Genomic DNA, 18,264 nt, shown 5'->3' on the forward strand with positions numbered 1-18,264 from the left:
GGTGTTTACACCACCAGTAAAAACCTCGTTTTCGTGGTGGTTTAATTGTTCGATAAAATTAGTACACTCAATGAAAATGCTTAAATATACGTACAGCCAGTTCACTGTTTATGCCGTTCACTTTTACTATTTCTTCAAGAGGAGCTTTAGCCAGTTCACGTAACCCGCCGAAACGACGTAATAGGGCCTGTCGCCTTTTGGGACCAACGCCTTCAATGGTTTCAAGCGAAGAATCCAAACCCTGGCGTTGACGTTTTTTTCGATGGCTGGTAATGGCAAAACGGTGCGCTTCATCGCGAATATGTTGCAATAAATGCAAGGCGGGCGAATCAGAAGGTAAACTTATTTCTTTTTCTTCCTGAGTTAAAATTAATCGCTCCCAACCGGCTTTACGATCCGGCCCCTTGGCAATACCTAATAGCATGACTCCCTCAATGTTTAAACCGGACAAAACACGCTCAGCGACAGCGACCTGGCCTTTACCACCATCGATAATAAGAATATCAGGCAAACGCTGCTCCTCTTTTAAACGCTTGAAACGACGGGTTATCGCTTGTTCCATCGCGGCATAGTCATCACCCGGATTGATCCCTGCAATATTAAAACGACGATAATCGCTTTTACGCGGCCCTTCCGCATCAAAAACAACACAGGACGCCACCGTTGCATCACCTTGAGTATGACTGATATCAAAACATTCCATACGCCTGATTGTTGCCTGTGGTTGCAACAATGCCTCCAGAGCGTGATATCTCATTTTCATTGTCGCTGAAGAAGCAATATAATCTGCAACCGATAAACGTAAATTATTAAAGGCAAAATCCAACCAGCGAGCTTTCACCCCTCGTGGTCGAATTTGAATTTGACAACTTTTACCCCGCAATTCGCTCAACATAGTCTGGAGACTTGCCAAATCAGCAACCGTTTCGTGCGTAATAATCAACGGCGGGATCCGTTCCGGCGTATCAATATAGTAAAAGGCTATGAATGCTTCAAAGACTTGTTGCCATAATGTGCTTTCATCACTATTTTCTTCGGTAAAACTATATTGTGGCACCGATGGGAAAAAGCACTGATTAGCCAATACATGACCCTCACGCACTGTAACATACTGAATACAGGCAAAACCCGGCCGCGCATCAATAGCCAGAACATCCGCATCACCCCGCAGTTGAATCACCCCTTGCTGCTCTTGAACCAGACGCAAACTTTTTATCTGATCCCGCAGCAAGGCCGCTTCTTCAAAGGCCAGTTTCTGAACAGCCTGTTCCATCCGTTTAGCTAATTCATCAAGAATAAGCTGCGATTTTCCTTGCAAAAAACGCCTTGCGTCATTGACGGATTGTTGGTAATTTTCAGGAGAAATATAACCCACACAAGGGGCCGTACAACGCTTAATTTGATATTGCAAACAGGGGCGGGAACGCGAACTGAAATAATTATCATTGCAATTGCGGATTTTAAACACTTTTTGAATCGTTCCCAAGGTTTCCCGAACAGCGGCTACACTGGGGTAAGGCCCATAAAACTCTCCTTTTTTTGGCTTTTTCTTGGAACGATATAATTCCATACGGGGAAAGGGGTGTTCAGCACTGACATGAATATAAGGATAAGATTTGTCATCACGCAAAAGTACATTGTACTTGGGTCGTAATGATTTAATAAGACTACTTTCCAGTAACAGCGCCTCCGTTTCGCTACGTGTTATGCTGACCTCAACAGTAACAACCTGACTAACCAGAGAACGTGTTTTTGCACCAACATTCTGCTTGCTAAAATAACTGCTTACTCTTTTCCTTAAATTTGCAGCTTTACCGACGTAGAGTACCGCACCACTATTATCCAGCATGCGATAAACACCAGGTTCAGTAGTAAGATTAGCTATCAGATTTAAATCAATGGATACTCTCTTGTCATTCATGCGGCAATACCTGACACTACAACATAATTAACGTTTCGGACAATAACGAAGGCGTTATAAGGCGTACAAAGCCCTACGTGCCACACTTGTCCGCAGCACGCAGGCATCCTAAGAATCCCGCAATAAACACGCTCTTTTAATTATAGACTGCGGTATTTATGACTGCTCATGCAAACCGTCATTAGGTTTTTCAATGACACGATGTTTCATTGCCAAAAAGGTAAGTTCCACATCGTTTTTTATCCCCAATTTATCAAACATTCGATAACGATAACCATTAATCGTTTTAGAGCTTAAGAACAAACGGTCTGCAATATCCTGCACAGTCAGACCGCTGGTAATCATTAACATGACTTGCATTTCACGCTCGGATAATGAATCAAAAGGTGAGTCCTGAACTGCTTCAAGGCTATTAATTGCCATTTTTTGGGCAATTTCAGCACTTAAATATTTTTCACCTTTAGCCACCTTACGAATAGCAGCAGCCATTTCTTCCGCACCGGATTCTTTTGTAAGATAACCCATTGCACCCAATTGCAAGATGCGGGTAGGTAAAGGCTCGGCAGACATTGCAGTCACAGCAATCACTTTGATCTGAGGATGCGATTTTTTAAGTCGGCGGGTGACTTCCCAACCATCAATACCAGGCATCTTCATATCAAGCAAAACGACATCTGGTTTATGTAACTTGACTAAAGTTAATGCCTGCTCACCACTCTCGGCATCGGCAACAACATTCATGTCAGTCAAGTCATCTAATAATCGTCGAATACCCATTCGTACGAGGGCATGGTCATCAACAATTAGAACTTTTATCACGGTGCTCCTGGACTATATGGCCAATGAACAGAAAACGTACATCGATATTATCAAGACTCAATAAGCATTACAATCAATGCATAGGCTAACATGCTAAAATATGTATATTTGGATTATTTTTATCAACTGGAAAAAGAGGAGGATATTCACCCAGCTCTCTGGCACGTTGAATAAAATGCTCAATATCCGACTCAACAAAGTCATAAAGAGCCTGATAATCATCAATGACAAAATAAACAGGCTGTAACCTATCTATCCGATAAGGCATACGAAAAGCCACCACCGGATCAAAAAGTACACGCATAGCGACATCGCTCTCAACACTATAAGCCGTTTCACTAATAGACGACAAAATGCCACCGCCATAGGCACGTAAGCCCTGAACAGTTTGGATTAATCCAAACTCAACGGTGTACCAGAAAAGACGTTGTAATAAAGGCCATTCTTTTTCCGGAAAACTTAATACTTTACAGGCGTAGTGATGAACAAAATCGGCATATACCCGATTTGTCAACATAGGACAGTGCCCAAAAAGTTCATGAAAAATATCGGGTTCTTTCACATAATCAATTTCTTCTTCAGAGCGAATAAAAGTCGCTGCCGGAAACTGTCTTTGAGCCAGCAATTCAAAGAATTCCCGTGCTGAAATAAGTGCTGCAACAGGGGCAACTCGCCACCCTGTCAACTTCTCCAGACGCTGACCAAGTTCTGGTAGCTGAGGAATGCGTTCAGCAGATAAACCCAGACTTTTTAAACCCTGTAAAAATTCATCACAAGCCCTTCCTGGTACAAGTTTCATCTGGCGCTTATAAAGTAATTGCCAAATACGATGCTCTTCATCGGAATAAGTAATCATTCCCTGCTCATCAGGCTGATGAGAAATATAACGGCTAACAAATTCCATAAAAACTCCTGACAATCACCTATGAATGGAAAAAACTCAAATACCGCATCACAGACACCTCTACCCCGCTTCCACCAGAATCTTGCAAATCTTATCTTCAAGCGCTTTATATTTACTTGCCGGATCTGTAAATCCATTAATCATAATAGAAAAAATCAAAGTTCTCTTTTTTCTGGTTTCCAAATAACCTGATAAGGAAGTTACGGCCGTTTCGGAACCTGTTTTTGCCCATATTTTTCCCTGAGTCAGAGGATCTTTCATCCTCTCTTTAAGTGTACCATCTACTCCTGCCACTGCCAGAGACGATATAAAATCAGAAGCATCCGGTAATAAGAAAATGTTCTGTAATAAGATAACGATTTGTTGTGGGGTTAAAAAATTATAGCGCGAACCGCCTGATCCATCGATAAACGTTGTTTTGGGAAAGTTAATTTGAATTGTTTCGGCAAGAATATCACGTACCGCCTTACTGCCCTTTTTAAAACTTCCAGGTACCCCTGCATGCATTGCCCCCATTGTTTTAAATAAAGCATCAGCGATAGTATTGTCTGACTTTTTCAGCATGGTTGAAACAAGGACTTTTAAAGGAGGCGAACTTTGTGTTGCAAACGGTTTGAAAGAAATGGCCAATTTTTGAAAACTTATTTTTCCATCCGTTACAATGTTATTTTTCTTCAGCAAATAATTGAGCACAAGCCGTATATTATCACGTGGATTACGAACTGCCATTTCAATAGTTTGTGCAGCAGCCTTTAATTGAATACACCCACTGAGAGTATAGGTATCCGGAGCACTTCGTTTAACCATAATCACACAATTTTTTGCGCCCGCAGGACGGGTCACTACCTGATTGATAAAGCGCATTGATTGAGGATAAGGAGGTAATTTAAGCAGAGCGGGTTGATTCACCTCATTGGCTGGCCCAACTGTGGCACTGACACAATTGTGTTCAATTGTGGAGGCACTTATTGGTGAACTCCAACAAAAATCCTGATCTTCCCACGCCGTACCCGGACTCATCACCATCTCATCAAACGCTAAATCATCGACAATAATTTTACCTGTAATTGTCTGAATTCCTGCTTGTGAAAGAGAATTAATCAGTTTATCAAGTTGGGTAAATGTCAAACTGGGATCGCCAGTAAATTGAATATAAAGATCATCATTCAGATTATTCCTGTCGATTTTCTCAGGATTGAGATAGAGCCGGGTTTGATAACTGAAATCCGGGCCTAAATCATGCAAGGCAGCAAACGCCGTAAATAATTTCTGGTTGCTCGCCGGGGTAAAATAACGATCACTATCTTTCTGGTAAAGAATTTCTCCTGTTTTGGCATCCTGTACCAAAATACCGATATTAATATTTTCACCAAAATCATGTAAAAGACTGTCTATTTTTTGACTGAGCGAAGTGAATTCGACTGGTTGGCTGGCCAAGCCTGTTGATAAAAGAAAGGAGACGAATAAACTAAAAACTAAAAAATAATTTTTTTTCATATTCATGCTTCCGTTAAATAGCTGTCACCCGATACGTAAGGGTATCCCTCTTCAAGCATGCGCCCTGAACGAATACATTTCAAGCGCGTTGGACTTTGATTTGCGAAACAGGGATTAATATTTCTGTACCATCCTTTCCTGAACGGCGTTTTTCACCTTTCCATGCGTGACCATAGACTACTTCATAAGTCAGTGGATATTTACCCTCCGCCGTACATAAAGTCCGGTAGGCTGATTCGAACGCTTGCCAGGCCAGTCGGGTTGTTAAACCCTTGTTGCGTGCCTGATTAATGTTACGCACACCTTGTGCCTTTAGACTTTGTACCAAATGCCTGAGGTCAGGATAATGTGCTGTTAATACTTCCATATCCACAACCGGGTCCTGAAAATGCTCGGCTAATAAAAAATCGCCTATATCGTGCATATCATTAAATTCATTCGCGTGGGCATAATCATCAACAGTCTGCCATGTCTGTTTTAATTCTTTGAACGTATCAGGACCTAACGTAGAAAACATTAAACAGGCATTAGCATTCATCACTCGATTTAATTCACCAAACAGAGAGGAAAAAGATGATGACCAATGAATAACCTGATTCGCAAAAATCAAATCAAATAGACTATCGGCAAAAGGCAAGCTTGTCATATCCCCGTTAATCAAAGGCCATTTACGCCGCCAACCTTGCTTTTTCCTGGCCTCTATTAACATGGCATGGGCCAAATCCAGACCAATGACACTGGCCTTAGGATATAGATTTTTTAACATTTGAGTAAAAAAGCCTGTGCCACAACCTAAATCAAGCACATAACGGGGAGCAATTTTTAAATAATGCAGCCGCTCGAACAGGCGCATCCCAATTTCTTTCTGCACTTTGGCGGCCTGCTCATAACCTTGAGCGCATTTGTTAAAGCTATTGCAAATTTCGTTTTTCAGCGTCATCATGAAAGAGGTTTATCTATTAGGAATCCAACGCTCGTGCGCTATAAAAAAGCCAGTATAACACAGAGATTGCATTTACCTTCAACCTGTGTACTTTGTCAGCAATATCATCGAGGATCTTTGGCAGTTTGTCAGCTTTGTATCGGCCTGTTTAAACAGCTCGGTCCTGCTTGCCATTATTGTGCATTGCCTTTACCTGATGCGGAATTTTTGATCTGTGGTCTTTGTGCAAAAGAGAGACCTGTATTCGACAGTGTCCTGACTGCTTATGCTTTTGAAGAACCTTTAAGAACCCTATTGCATAATTTCAAGTATCAAGGAGCGCTTTATTTGCGGTCGTTTTTAATTCAATTAATGCTGGATGCCCTGCCTCTTTTAACCACCTCGGCTCAATGCCTTATTCCTGTTCCTCTACATGCCAAACGCCTCCAGCAAAGAGGATTTAATCAGGCCGCTGAACTTGCCAGACTATTGGCAAAAAAATTAAAACTGCCTTGCGATTTCAAGCTGTGCAAAAAAATTATTCATACAGCACCACAAGCCAGCCTGGACAGTAAACAGCGCCAACAAAATTTACATCAGGCGTTTCAAAGTAAAACCACCTCGTATCAACACGTTATTTTAGTGGATGATTTATTAACTACAGGCAGCACGGCTAACGAATTAGCACGGGTTTTAAAACGACAAGGCGTTTCTCGTGTTGATCTCTGGTGCTGCGCAAGAACCGTGTAGGACCTAAGACATATAACGCTGTACATCATTGAGCAAAAGCTGAATAAATAACACGGAAAAACCAATGACAGTCAAACGATACAACAAGACCTCGAGCGCAACGGAGAAAGGACGCCCACGCCATTTTTCTATCAGCGCATAAACAATTGATCCCCCATCAAGACCTGGAATAGGGAATAAATTAATCAACCCTACCGCAAGGCTTAAACTGGCAATAAAATATAAAAATACAGCAAGCCCCTGGAGGAACGAATTAATGGACACAGCTAATAAACCCAGAGGACCTAATAAGACAGCAAAAGGAATCACCCCTGTAACAAGCTGTTTGAACATCACCAGAAAAAAAACAATCAGGCGCCAGGATTTGGTAAGGGCTAACCACACCGCCTGCCCGGGTGATTGGCCTGCAACCTGCTCGGTATGAAATTTTGCAGGAGCGGGGATAATACCCAATGACTTTAAAATAGAATCTTCTTTTTTAGTATAATGCCAATAATCCAAATTCAAACTGACAGAACGTAGGCGTCCATCGCTACCACTGACCAAAGCAGGTACTTTCTCTTTACCAAAAGCCATAATGAACCCCATGCCAACCTCTTGCCATGAATTGGTAGTCTGACCCTCTATCGCAACAAAACGATCGCCCCCTTGCAAACCTGCTTTCGCGGCAATACTTTGGGGTACTACATTCTGAATAAAAGGAAGCTGTTGTTTATAACCCAACATAAACAATAACGTTAATGCTAACCATGCGGTCAATAAATTAGCTACCCCACCCGCTAATAAAATAATACAACGAATCCAAACCGGTTTTTTATCAAAACAAAGTGCCAAATCTTTTTCTGCAACGGGCTGTATACGCGAATTGAGCATATGAACATACCCGCCCAAAGGCCAGATAGCCCAGACCCACTCACGTCCCGCTTTATCTTTCCATGTTAATAATGGCTTACCAAAACCAATAGCAATACGTTGAATTTTCACTAGAAAAAATCTCGCAGTTATCGCATGGCCTGCTTCATGGAGACCCACGACCAGAAGTAAAGTTAATACGATTGCAAACAGGGCTGCGATCACTAACATATCATGATTTCCTCAATCCATTTTCTTATTTTAATCATGGGTGTTATCAACGACCAATTGCAACAGGGGTTTTCCTTTCCGCCCTTTCAACTCATGCCCTTTCCGATACACTTCAAATGTACGATAAGCCTGTGATGTTTCGCTATCAATTAATTCAACATCATCACCCTGTTCATCCACAAGAGTTACAATCAAGTGCATTTCGCGGAATTCGCCAATGTTATAACGCTCTTTAAATAGACGTAACACACTCAGCAAGCTTTCGGCTGCTTCTTCACTATTATGATTGCCTTGAAAAATAATATCCATGTTGCACCTCTTATCAGAATAACCATTCTGTTTAAAAAATGCTTACTATTGTTAGCGGCGGCGCAAAGAAGGACTTGAGGAATCAAAGACTCGTTTTACTACTTTCTCTACAATTTTATTGACTAATAGTTTACAATTACCAAATTATTCTGTTGCCCTGATATTCTATGGTGTTTGTCGCCTGTGGACTGAATCATAAAACAGCTCCGCTAAATGTACGTGAAAAAATGGCACTACCTCTTGCCAGGCAAGAGATACTGCTTAATAGTCTGGTAAATTCATCTGCTATCAGTGAAGCAGCCTTTTTATCGACCTGTAACCGTACTGAAATTTACTGCAATACGGAAGATCCTGACTGCGTGGTGCCATGGCTTGCCCGTCAGCATCAACTTACTCCGGAATTATTATCTCCTTATCTTTATCTGCATCAAGGCAATCAAGGTATTCGCCATACGCTGCGCGTGGCAAGCGGCCTGGATTCGATGATGCTCGGTGAACCTCAGATTTTTGGTCAGATGAAACAGGCTTATCATCATGCTTGCCAGCTTGGTACAGTCAAAACTCATTTACGCCAGGTCTTTCAATATATTTTTAGCGCAAGCAAGCGAATCAGGACGCGGAGTGGTATTGGGAACACGCCTGTTTCTGTTGCCTACGCCGCTGTACAACTGATTGGCCAATTGTTTCCAGATTACCAATCATTAAGCGTTTTTCTTATTGGCTCAGGAGAAACGGCAACTCTGGTCGCCAAATACTTGCATAAACAGGGCGTCAAGGATTTTCTGGTTGCCAGTCGTACAAGAGATAATGCAGCACAGCTTGCTGCGGCTTTTAACGGAAAAGCGTTAACTATCGGTGATATCCCTCAACATCTTTGTCAGGCAGACGTAGTTATTTCAGCGACAGCGTGCCCTTTACCTTTCATTAATAAAGGACTGGTCGAACATGCCTTAAGCCAACGTGCCCATGCACCCATGTTCTTTCTCGATTTGGCCGTACCACGCGATATTGAGGCGGATATTGCCGATTTGGGAGCCGTGCAACTTTATAACATTGATGATTTGCAGCTAATGAGTGAAAAAGGAATGGATGAACGACGTTCCGCTGCCTTGCAGGCAGAACAATTAATTGATTGTGAATTAGACAAGTATATTCGCTGGCACCGTAGCCAGCGTGCTAAAGATTTGATTTGCGATTATCGCGGTCAAATGCAACATCTGGCCCAGCAAGAACTGCAACGGGCACAAGAAAAATTATCGGCAGGTTATTGCCAGGACACCGTATTGCGCGAATTTTGTGAACGCTTAGTCAATAAATTAACTCATCGGCCTACTGTCGGTTTTCGACAGGCAGCATGGGATGGGCGAGAAGAACTTCTTGATTTGGCGCATTACTTATTTAACCCTTCTCTGACTCCATCGACTTATGAAGAAATCTCTTGAATTAAAACTTCAACAAATGCTTGAACGTTTTCAGGAAGTAGGCCGCCTGCTCTCCGAAGCATCAGTTATTGCTGATCAAAATAAATTTAAAAACTTGTCCAGGGAATATGCTCAACTGGAACCTGTTGCGACCTGTTATCAGGCTTATAATGAAGCCTGCAACAATGTTGATTCATTGCAGGAATTGCTGACGGGTGATGATAAAGAGCTTGCGGCAATGGCTGAGGATGAGCTGGAGGCTGCAAAAGCAAAAACAGAGGAGCTGGATAATGAATTACAATGGCATTTAATCCCCAAAGATCCGGATGATGAACGCAATATTTACCTTGAAGTTCGCGCAGGTACCGGCGGTGATGAGGCGGCAATTTTTGCCGGTGACTTATTCCGCATGTATCATCGCTATGCTGAAAATCAGGGTTGGCAGATAGAAATAATCAGCGCCAGTCACGGTGAGCATGGAGGATATAAAGAAATCATTGCTCGTGTGAGTGGACATGCCGTTTATTCCCATCTTAAATTTGAATCCGGTGCACATCGAGTACAACGTGTGCCAGAAACCGAATCACAGGGGCGTGTACATACGTCTGCCTGCACAGTCGCCATTTTACCGGAAGTTGAAGAAATCGATGAGGTGCAAATTAATGCCGATGAATTGCGTATCGACACTTACCGTTCTTCAGGAGCAGGGGGGCAGCACGTTAATAAAACGGACTCAGCGATTCGTATCACTCACTTGCCGACAGGACTTGTGGTTGAATGCCAGGATGAACGCTCTCAGCATAAAAATCGTGCCAAAGCAATGGCATTGCTAAAAACACGGCTTCTGGACGCAGAACAAAGCAAACAAAGACAGCAACAGGCACAAACCAGAAAATCGCTGGTAGGTACTGGCGATCGTTCCGAACGGATCCGCACTTATAATTTTCCGCAGGGGCGTTTAACCGATCATCGTATTAATCTGACACTTTATCAGCTTAACGATGTGATGGCAGGTGATTTAACGCCTGTAATTGATGCTTTAAAGCGCGAATATCATGCGGAATTGCTTGCTGAATTAGGCCGACATGATTGAAGCTAAAACAGCATTAATACAAGCCACCCACTATCTGGAAATCTATAGTGAAACCGCTCGTCTGGATGCTGAAATTCTTCTTGCTCATGTTACCAGAACAACACGAACCTATCTTTATGCGCATCCAGAGATAATATTGACTAAAACACAGTGGCAAACCTTCCAGCAATTAACAGAACAACGCGCTCAAGGTAAGCCTGTCGCCTACCTGACTGGCCATCGTGAATTCTGGTCTTTGCCTCTTAAAGTTTGCGGAGCTACTCTTATACCTCGCCCGGAAACAGAGCTACTCGTGGAGCTTACCTTGCTCCTGCTTGCCGACAAGCCTGACGCTCGAATTCTGGATTTGGGAACCGGAAGCGGTGCTATTGCCTTGGCTCTTGCCTCTGAACGTCCGGGTTGGGAAATTACTGCGTGTGACTATAGCGCGGATGCTTTACAGATTGCGAAAGAAAATGCTGCTTCTCTGAATTTTGCCAATGTTTGTTTTTACCAGTCAAACTGGTTTGAAGCCATCGATGACAAAAAGCGATTTGATGCTATTGTATCGAATCCCCCTTATATTTCTGCTAATGATCCTCATCTCACACAAGGTGACCTTCGTTTTGAACCTCAACTGGCCCTGGTCAGTGGCGAAGATGGCTTATCCGCACTAAAGCATCTCATTCAACATAGCCTTGCCAGATTGCAAGCCGGCGGGCTATTATTACTTGAGCATGGTTTTGATCAAAAACTCGCAGTAGAGTCTATGCTGCATAATTATGGGTATCAACAGGTACAATGCTGGCAAGATTGGCAAGGGCAAGACCGGGTAAGCGGGGGCAGAAGATGATCAGTGTTAGCTGTGATTTAATAAGCCTGCAATTAAAGATACCGGTTGATGGTTATCTTATTTTTTGATATACCTAGCGGTTTTCTGTCACGCGCCATTAAATGGTTTGTTGAAAGAAGGACCCAAGAGGCAGGAATGCCAGAATAATTAATCGATTCAATCAATTGAGAGACAAAACGTGAAAAATGATGCCGTTAGCAACATGGGAATAGCCCCTTATCAGGAAACTGAGGGTGAAGAATACATGAACGACAAACAGCTTGCACATATTGAAAAAATATTGCTTGCCTGGCGCCAATCGCTAATGGAGGAAGTGGATAGAACAGTAACGCACATGAAAGATGAAGCGGCCAATTTTCCCGATCCTTCCGATCGTGCAAGCCAGGAAGAAGAGTTCAGTCTTGAGCTACGCACTCGCGATAGAGAGCGCAAGTTAATCAAAAAAATCGAAGACGCTCTTGAACGCTTACGTGATCAGGATTTTGGCTATTGTGAAGCCTGTGGTATTGAAATAGGGCTACGTCGTCTGGAAGCACGCCCCACAGCAACGCTGTGTATTGACTGTAAAACCTTGTCAGAAATTAAAGAGCGTCAGAATCAGGGGAATTAAATATCAGGCAAACAACATCATACTTGCCATGTAATAACATGAATATCATCCTGAGCATAGCGAAATATCGTAAGTGTTCACTTAATGGCGTCAAGTTAAGAGAATGTCTACGTTCCACGGCTTGTCCGTGGAATCCAGAACGTACGTTAATCCTGAACCCACGGGCAAGTCGTGGAATGGGGTAATGAAAATTGGCCTTAACTTGACGCCATTAAGTGTTCACGGGATATGCAAATTTTGTCTTCCAGACTTTGTTCCACGACTCGTCTTTCCCGCGCAGGCGGGAATCCATCCATAAAATTAGCACCATGTCTAATTTGTAGATAGTTTCCCGCCTGCGCAGGAAAGACATTGACGCTTAATTACCTATTCCGTGAACACCTACGAAATATCAAAACGGATAGACGTAACACACTTTCTCTCGCCAGGCTCAGGATTACGTAACATAATAGGCCCTAATTAACTCTTACATAATATTACAGGGATTTTTATTTTCATCATCATTATTAATATTAATCCATGGGTTCATATCAACTTTATATTTTAAAACATTACAATGAGTTGGTTTTGTAGTTAAACAATCAATTTCATTGTTTTTATTAGCCCAGGCATCATGTTTCATACTAATATGATAAATGGGAACAGACTGGAGTTGATCATTCGTAGCAGGATCTAAATTCATGCTCGCTGCCAAACTATTCGCATAGTTTTCTGCTTTATTAAGCTCTTGAAATAATTTAACTTCGGAGAATCTAGAAAAAAATTCCAATAGTTGCTCTTGAGAAAATCTTCCACTGCCCGGAGCAGAAGAAGAGCCAGAAAAGAATTTACTCCAATTACTTTCCTTAGGTACTGTAGGCCCAGCTACCGCATAAAATATCTCTTCTTTATCTAGTTTAACTAATCCTTTCCTTTCTAATCGGGTTTCTTCAACTACTTTGGCAAACTCTTTATCAACTTGTGAGAACTTTTTTAAATCTTTTTCTCCCAAATCTTTAACCATAGATTTTTTTATCTCTCTACTGGCATGAAAATTATTCTCTTTCATAATAACATTCCAAAAGATTATTCCTCCTTAAATTATACATCAAATACACTGTTAGTAAAATATTTACACAAAAAACATGGTCAATCTAAAACAAAAGTTATTTTATCTAAATATCTTTTAATAGCCCCTTTATTTTCTGTAAGAACCTGCGTTGCTCTGTCAACAAGCGTTTGTTTTTCCGTTTCATTCTGAGATAAAGCGATAATTCGTTGCACTAAATGCTCGGCATTTTCTACCAATCCAATCGCTTGCGCTTCCTTAAGCTCCCGACAAATTGTTTTAAAATTATGAACATGAGGTCCGCTAAATACAGGCACCTTCATGGCAATAGGCTCCAGCACATTATGCCCGCCGACAGGCACGAAACTGCCGCCGACAAATGCATAGTCACTGATTTGATAAAAACCGAGCAATTCCCCCAGTGAGTCTAATATAACCACGTCATTAGACTCATTTAAAGTATCAATCTGGCTCCGAAGGCCGGTGTTAAAACCTTGCTGCTTGCTTAATTGATAGACTTTTTGAAAACGCTCGGGATGACGGGGGGCTATTAACAAGATCACACCCGGCAAGCCTTGCTGTAGTTGCCTTAAACAAGATAAAACCTGCTGTTCCTCATCCTCATGAGTACTGGCAATCGTTACAATAGGACGATGCGCCCCCCAATAATTTTTCAACGTTAAGAAAAGCGCTTTCTCAATATTTTGAGTCTGTAAATCAAATTTCATATTACCTGGTACAGCTACTTTGGCAGCATCAACACCCAAGCGCTTAAACCGCCTTGCATCATCGTCACTCTGAGCAAAAATATTGGTAAATTGATTCAATACCGATTTAAACAAAAAAGCCGCTTTTTTATAATTGCGGTACGAACGCTCCGATAAACGGGCGTTCACAAGAAATAGGGGCATGTTTGTTTTCGTTGCGTAATAAATCAGATTGGGCCATAATTCTGTCTCCACAATGAGACCCAAACGTGGTTTTACTTTGCTAAAAAAACGGCGCAATATGCAAGGTAAATCATAAGGAACATAGCGATGCATGACTCGACTGCCAAACCGGGTTTCTACCTGTTTTGATCCTGTAGGCGTCATTGTAGTTACTAAAATCTGTTTTTTCTCATCCAATAAAGCGTCAATCAAAGGAGTAACAGCAATTACTTCTCCTAAAGAAACCGCGTGTATCCAGATATCCACCTGTTTTTCCGGCATTGCATCCAGCGAAAATCGTTCGGCAATTCGGTGACGATAAGCTGGCAAACGCCGCCCCTTCCACCAAAGCCGCACCAGCAAATAAGGAGTTAACAAATACATAAGAAGAGAATAAATTAGACGCATAAGACACAGCCATGATGCAAAACAAGGATTATATAACTCTTTTATAGAAACAGCATCTTTTGTTACATTTTACCTTTTTGATTCTTTGTATTGGACACAAAAAAATTCAAAAAGTACCCAGTTGCCAATGAAAGTCAGCAATTCCCATTAGCTTTTAGTTTTACTTGACTTTTAATGATGCCTACCTACCGTGGCTTGTCCGGTACCCAGAGATTGTGGCACCAAACCCGCCTCTTCATGCCGTGGACAAGCCATAGCACGTGGGGCTTTGCAAGTGTCGGCATTCATAGGAATTTTTAATAATACATTGGATGCCAACTCTCGTTGTCAATGCGTGTCAATGACTATTTTCTGACCCAAAACGGTGTATATCTTTCTTACTAAAATAAAGAATCAGTGTCGCCTCACTCATTTTAAAGCTAAAATTGTATTAATAATAAATTTTTCTGTAACCAATGAACTCAATCTGGAACTATTGAATAATGAATTTTCGCCAATTCTTTACAACTAATCGCTGGTGGGGGAAACTACTGGGCGCTTTCTTTGGCTTTCTGATAGGAGGCGCTGCGGGGGCATTTTTTGGCATTCTCATCGGAAATTTTTTTGATCGTGGGTTGATGAGCCATTTCAATCGCCCTTACTGGCATTATTACAATGAAAAACGTAAGGTAGTGCGAAAAGTATTTTTTGAAGCCACCTTTTCAGTAATGGGACACATAGCTAAAGCAGATGGCCGTATTTCCGAGCAAGAAATTCATATAGCCAAAATGCTCATGGAGGAAATGCGTTTAAATCAGGAAGAAAAAAAGCTGGCACAACATTTTTTTAATAAAGGGAAAGATCCTTCTTTTAATCTCGTAGGTATTTTGACTGCCTTGCAAAACGTGTGTCAAAGTAATCCTGAATTATTAAAATCATTCATCGATATTCAATATCGTGCCGTGCAAACCGATGCCTTGTCGGAGCGTAAGATTCAAGCACTGGATAGAGTACTGCTCCAAATGGGATTCGCCCCTCTTCGCCAGCAGGATCGTTTTTATGAAGATTTTGGCTATACTAACTCCCATTATTCATCGTCTCAATCGTCTTCTCATCAATCTGACAATCAACACTCTTATTCTTATAATCGCAGCCATCAAACGAGTTATCAAAATTCAACGCTCGCGCAGGCTTACGCTATTTTGGAATTAAATCAAAACGCCAGCAAACAAGAGGTTAAACGGGCTTACAGACGGTTAATAAGCCGAAATCATCCCGATAAATTAATAGCCCAGGGTCTACCCGATGAACAAATTAAAAGAGCTAATGATAAAACTCAAAAAATTACTAAAGCTTACGAGCAGATTTGTGCGAGTAAGGGTTGGTAAAGGTTTTGAAATTGCAAATCAATCTGCTTCCCCTTGATACATTCAGCAGCTAATTAGGCAAAGAGTATGTCAGGCATGATTAAAGCCAGATTTTTTCAGGTAACAGGAAGTCAGCATCGAATGTCTTATTAAAGATCCCTATGGATACCGACTCCTTTAATTGCCTGGTTTTTACTTAACACTTGTAAAAAAGCCACGTACCGTGGCTTTTCCACGGCAGGTAAAGGCTGGTTTCGTGCCACAATCTCTGGATACCGGACGAGCCGCGGTGCGTAGGCGTTGTGATCTTATAAGCCTTCTATTCGATTCGTTTACCCTGCTGAATCAATAAAAAAATTGATCACATTAAATTTTATAATTATACTTTCTACATTTTTTACCCAACTAATCAATAAGGTTGTCGATGAAAACCCTGTTTACTGCATTTTTTTTGTTTTTTTCAAGTCTTGTCCTGGCAGTACCTTTAAATAATATTGTTGTTTTTGGCGATAGCTTGTCTGACAACGGCAATCTTTATGAATATATGGGGGGTAAATTACCGCAGTCTCCCCCCTATTATAAAGGCCGATTTAGCAATGGTCCTGTTTGGGTTGAGCTTTTAGCAGCCTCTTATTTTCCTGAAAATGCTGAAGCACATGTTTTTGATTACGCTTTTGGTGGTGCCAGCGTATCTCAAGAAAAAGAGGAGATGTTGTTTACTCTGGATCGTGAGCTTGATATTTATTTAAACTCTCATCAGGGTAAAGCAGATAAAAATAGCCTTTTTGTGGTTTGGATTGGATCCAATAATTACTTAGGCATGCCTGAAGAACCTGAAAATATACTGAAAGAAGTGAACACAGGCATCAAGCAGAGTTTGCAGCGTTTGGTCGATGCTGGCGCGAAACATATTCTGGTAATGGGTGTTCCTGACCTGGGTCGTACTCCCATGGCAGCCGATTTTAATATTCAGGATACGCTCTCTTTTCTAAGCTCACGGCATAATGAACTTCTGTTGCAGGCAATGGATGAGTTACAGCAAGCCAACACTGACGTACAATGGATTTATTTTGACGTAAGCGGCAAATTTAATGAATTAATGAACCATCCTGAAAGTTTTGGGCTTAATAACATTACAGGTACCTGTTACGATGCAGGACTTAAGCAGCCTACTAAAAAAGCTGCGATATATATTGCGTCCAGTATTAAAAAGCGATCCAAAAATGATAGTTGCGATGGGTATGTGTTTTTTGATCCTGTTCATCCCACCGCACCCGTACATAGAATAATTGCAGATCAAGCTCGGGTGCTTTTGGAAAAGGCAGGTGTTGAGTTAGTAGCGTAAGAGCGCTTCATCATCCCTATTCAAAGATGATGAAAGTTCTTTCTCATGTTAATTACTTTGTGTCAATGGCTATTTTTGTTCCGGCACAACGTTAATTAAGGCAGGGATCTTGCTTGGTTAATTCTATTTTAATAGAGATACCCAGGCAAGATGCAGCTACTTTTAGCGATTATCTTATTTTTTCTATCAAATATAGCCAGTTCAGCTACTTTGGATATCGAAGTTGACGGCAAAAAAATCAACTTGCCTTATTGGTCACCTCAAGGCCACCACGATTATGGCAGTGTTTTAATGATTAGTGGTTCACCTAAGGACGGAAGCACACTCCTTATGACTCTGGCCAATCAACTTGCAAAATTGGGATGGTCAGTTGTTCTGCTAAATGGTACTCAGCAAGCTGGTAAAAATTTATGGGTAGAACAATTACCGGGTATTTTATCCGCCTTACGGCAAAAGAATAATGGAAAAAAAAATAGCAAACGTATCATTCTCCTGCATTACGGAGAACAACTCCAATCTTTGTTAGCTTATTTTACCCAGCATCCATCTCGTGAATTATGTGGTTTAATTTTTCTTTCAGCGTTCACACAGCCTGAGATAAAAGATTCAACCAATTCGTTACCCAAATTACCTTTTCCCATCTTTGATATTACAGCACAATTTGACTATGAATCCGTGCTTGCTCAAAGCACAAATCGTTCTGAGAGTAATCCCAATAAAAAATATCGGCAACTCAATTTACCTTGCGCTACTCATGATTATACTTACTCACAAAATCTATTATTACATTATATGCATGGTTGGATGAAAAAGTTGCCAATTAGCTCCCGTGAGAAACCATCAGCAACTCCTGATAAATCTGCTGTTTTACTCAATCAGCAATCTGTTGATCGTGATCAACAACCCAATGTAGCTCCTTTGTCGCATTAAGAAGTTCACAGTAAAAGCAATGCAAATCAGGACATACCCTCAATCTGTTTTGCATAACAATTGTGATAATCAGGATGAATGAGGAGAACATCACCTG

General features: G+C 41.4%; 17 protein-coding genes. 8 read left to right on the plus strand and 9 right to left on the minus strand.

The annotated features are described in order from the left end of the window. Positions 1-67: 67 nt before the first annotated feature. From uvrC to bioC, 5 genes are all read right to left on the minus strand, one after another. Positions 68-1,921 carry an excinuclease ABC subunit UvrC gene (gene uvrC, locus T345_RS0103170; RefSeq protein ID WP_028388072.1) on the minus strand — a complete coding sequence of 618 codons (1,854 nt, stop codon included), beginning with the start codon at positions 1,919-1,921 and terminating at the stop codon, positions 68-70. Between the two features lie 156 nt (positions 1,922-2,077). After that, positions 2,078-2,740 (minus strand): two-component system response regulator LetA, encoded by a 663-nt coding sequence (gene letA, locus T345_RS0103175; protein ID WP_028388073.1) that lies wholly within the window; start codon positions 2,738-2,740, stop codon positions 2,078-2,080. Between the two features lie 85 nt (positions 2,741-2,825). Then, the gene (gene phhA, locus T345_RS0103180; RefSeq protein WP_028388074.1) at positions 2,826-3,644 is read right to left on the minus strand and encodes a phenylalanine 4-monooxygenase; all 819 of its coding nucleotides are present in this window, start codon (positions 3,642-3,644) and stop codon (positions 2,826-2,828) included. Positions 3,645-3,704: 60 nt separating this feature from the next. Next, complete coding sequence (gene dacB / locus T345_RS0103185; RefSeq protein WP_028388075.1) at positions 3,705-5,141, minus strand: D-alanyl-D-alanine carboxypeptidase/D-alanyl-D-alanine endopeptidase; 1,437 nt, start codon at positions 5,139-5,141, stop codon at positions 3,705-3,707. 79 nt (positions 5,142-5,220) lie between these two features. Then, the gene (bioC, locus tag T345_RS0103190) at positions 5,221-6,081 is read right to left on the minus strand and encodes a malonyl-ACP O-methyltransferase BioC (RefSeq protein WP_028388076.1); all 861 of its coding nucleotides are present in this window, start codon (positions 6,079-6,081) and stop codon (positions 5,221-5,223) included. 36 nt (positions 6,082-6,117) lie between these two features. On the opposite strand from bioC, the gene T345_RS0103195 reads away from it, so the two are divergent. Continuing rightward, entirely contained in the window at positions 6,118-6,813 is a 696-nt protein-coding gene (locus T345_RS0103195; RefSeq protein WP_242604572.1) for a ComF family protein, read from the plus strand. Positions 6,814-6,816: 3 nt separating this feature from the next. On the opposite strand, the gene T345_RS0103200 is transcribed toward T345_RS0103195, so the two are convergent. Beyond that, a complete protein-coding gene (locus T345_RS0103200; protein WP_028388078.1) occupies positions 6,817-7,890 on the minus strand; it encodes a M50 family metallopeptidase in 1,074 nt (357 codons plus the stop codon). Between the two features lie 36 nt (positions 7,891-7,926). Further along, complete coding sequence (locus tag T345_RS0103205) at positions 7,927-8,205, minus strand: hypothetical protein (RefSeq protein ID WP_028388079.1); 279 nt, start codon at positions 8,203-8,205, stop codon at positions 7,927-7,929. 167 nt (positions 8,206-8,372) lie between these two features. Between T345_RS0103205 and hemA the strand changes: the two genes are divergently transcribed. The 4 genes from hemA to dksA all read left to right on the plus strand — a co-directional run bounded on the left by hemA (position 8,373) and on the right by dksA (position 12,161). After that, the gene (gene hemA, locus T345_RS0103210; RefSeq protein ID WP_028388080.1) at positions 8,373-9,647 is read left to right on the plus strand and encodes a glutamyl-tRNA reductase; all 1,275 of its coding nucleotides are present in this window, start codon (positions 8,373-8,375) and stop codon (positions 9,645-9,647) included. Further along, positions 9,631-10,719, plus strand: a complete 1,089-nt coding sequence (gene prfA, locus T345_RS0103215; protein ID WP_028388081.1) for a peptide chain release factor 1 — start codon at positions 9,631-9,633, stop codon at positions 10,717-10,719. The genes hemA and prfA overlap by 17 nt, the downstream gene beginning before the upstream one ends. Beyond that, positions 10,712-11,551 carry a peptide chain release factor N(5)-glutamine methyltransferase gene (prmC, locus tag T345_RS0103220; protein ID WP_028388082.1) on the plus strand — a complete coding sequence of 280 codons (840 nt, stop codon included), beginning with the start codon at positions 10,712-10,714 and terminating at the stop codon, positions 11,549-11,551. Before prfA ends, prmC begins: the two co-directional genes overlap by 8 nt. A 202-nt stretch (positions 11,552-11,753) precedes the next feature. Then, a complete protein-coding gene (gene dksA / locus T345_RS0103225) occupies positions 11,754-12,161 on the plus strand; it encodes an RNA polymerase-binding protein DksA (protein ID WP_242604575.1) in 408 nt (135 codons plus the stop codon). A gap of 466 nt (positions 12,162-12,627) precedes the next feature. Here the strand turns inward: dksA and T345_RS0103230 are convergent, their stop codons facing one another. Both T345_RS0103230 and waaA read right to left on the minus strand, forming a co-directional pair. Beyond that, complete coding sequence (locus T345_RS0103230; protein ID WP_028388084.1) at positions 12,628-13,209, minus strand: hypothetical protein; 582 nt, start codon at positions 13,207-13,209, stop codon at positions 12,628-12,630. Positions 13,210-13,289: 80 nt separating this feature from the next. Beyond that, positions 13,290-14,546, minus strand: a complete 1,257-nt coding sequence (waaA, locus tag T345_RS0103235) for a lipid IV(A) 3-deoxy-D-manno-octulosonic acid transferase (protein WP_028388085.1) — start codon at positions 14,544-14,546, stop codon at positions 13,290-13,292. A gap of 482 nt (positions 14,547-15,028) precedes the next feature. On the opposite strand from waaA, the gene djlA reads away from it, so the two are divergent. The 3 genes from djlA to T345_RS13425 all read left to right on the plus strand — a co-directional run bounded on the left by djlA (position 15,029) and on the right by T345_RS13425 (position 18,167). Beyond that, positions 15,029-15,913 carry a co-chaperone DjlA gene (gene djlA / locus T345_RS0103240; RefSeq protein ID WP_028388086.1) on the plus strand — a complete coding sequence of 295 codons (885 nt, stop codon included), beginning with the start codon at positions 15,029-15,031 and terminating at the stop codon, positions 15,911-15,913. Between the two features lie 403 nt (positions 15,914-16,316). Further along, a complete protein-coding gene (plaA, locus tag T345_RS0103245; RefSeq protein WP_028388087.1) occupies positions 16,317-17,237 on the plus strand; it encodes a GDSL family lysophospholipase PlaA in 921 nt (306 codons plus the stop codon). A gap of 150 nt (positions 17,238-17,387) precedes the next feature. Next, on the plus strand, positions 17,388-18,167 hold the full coding sequence (locus tag T345_RS13425; RefSeq protein WP_051555111.1) for a hypothetical protein: 780 nt from the start codon (positions 17,388-17,390) through the stop codon (positions 18,165-18,167). The last annotated feature ends 97 nt before the right edge of the window (positions 18,168-18,264 follow it).

This window comes from Legionella fairfieldensis ATCC 49588 (genome assembly GCF_000621525.1).
In the GTDB taxonomy this organism is placed as follows: Bacteria; Pseudomonadota; Gammaproteobacteria; order Legionellales; family Legionellaceae; genus Tatlockia; species Tatlockia fairfieldensis.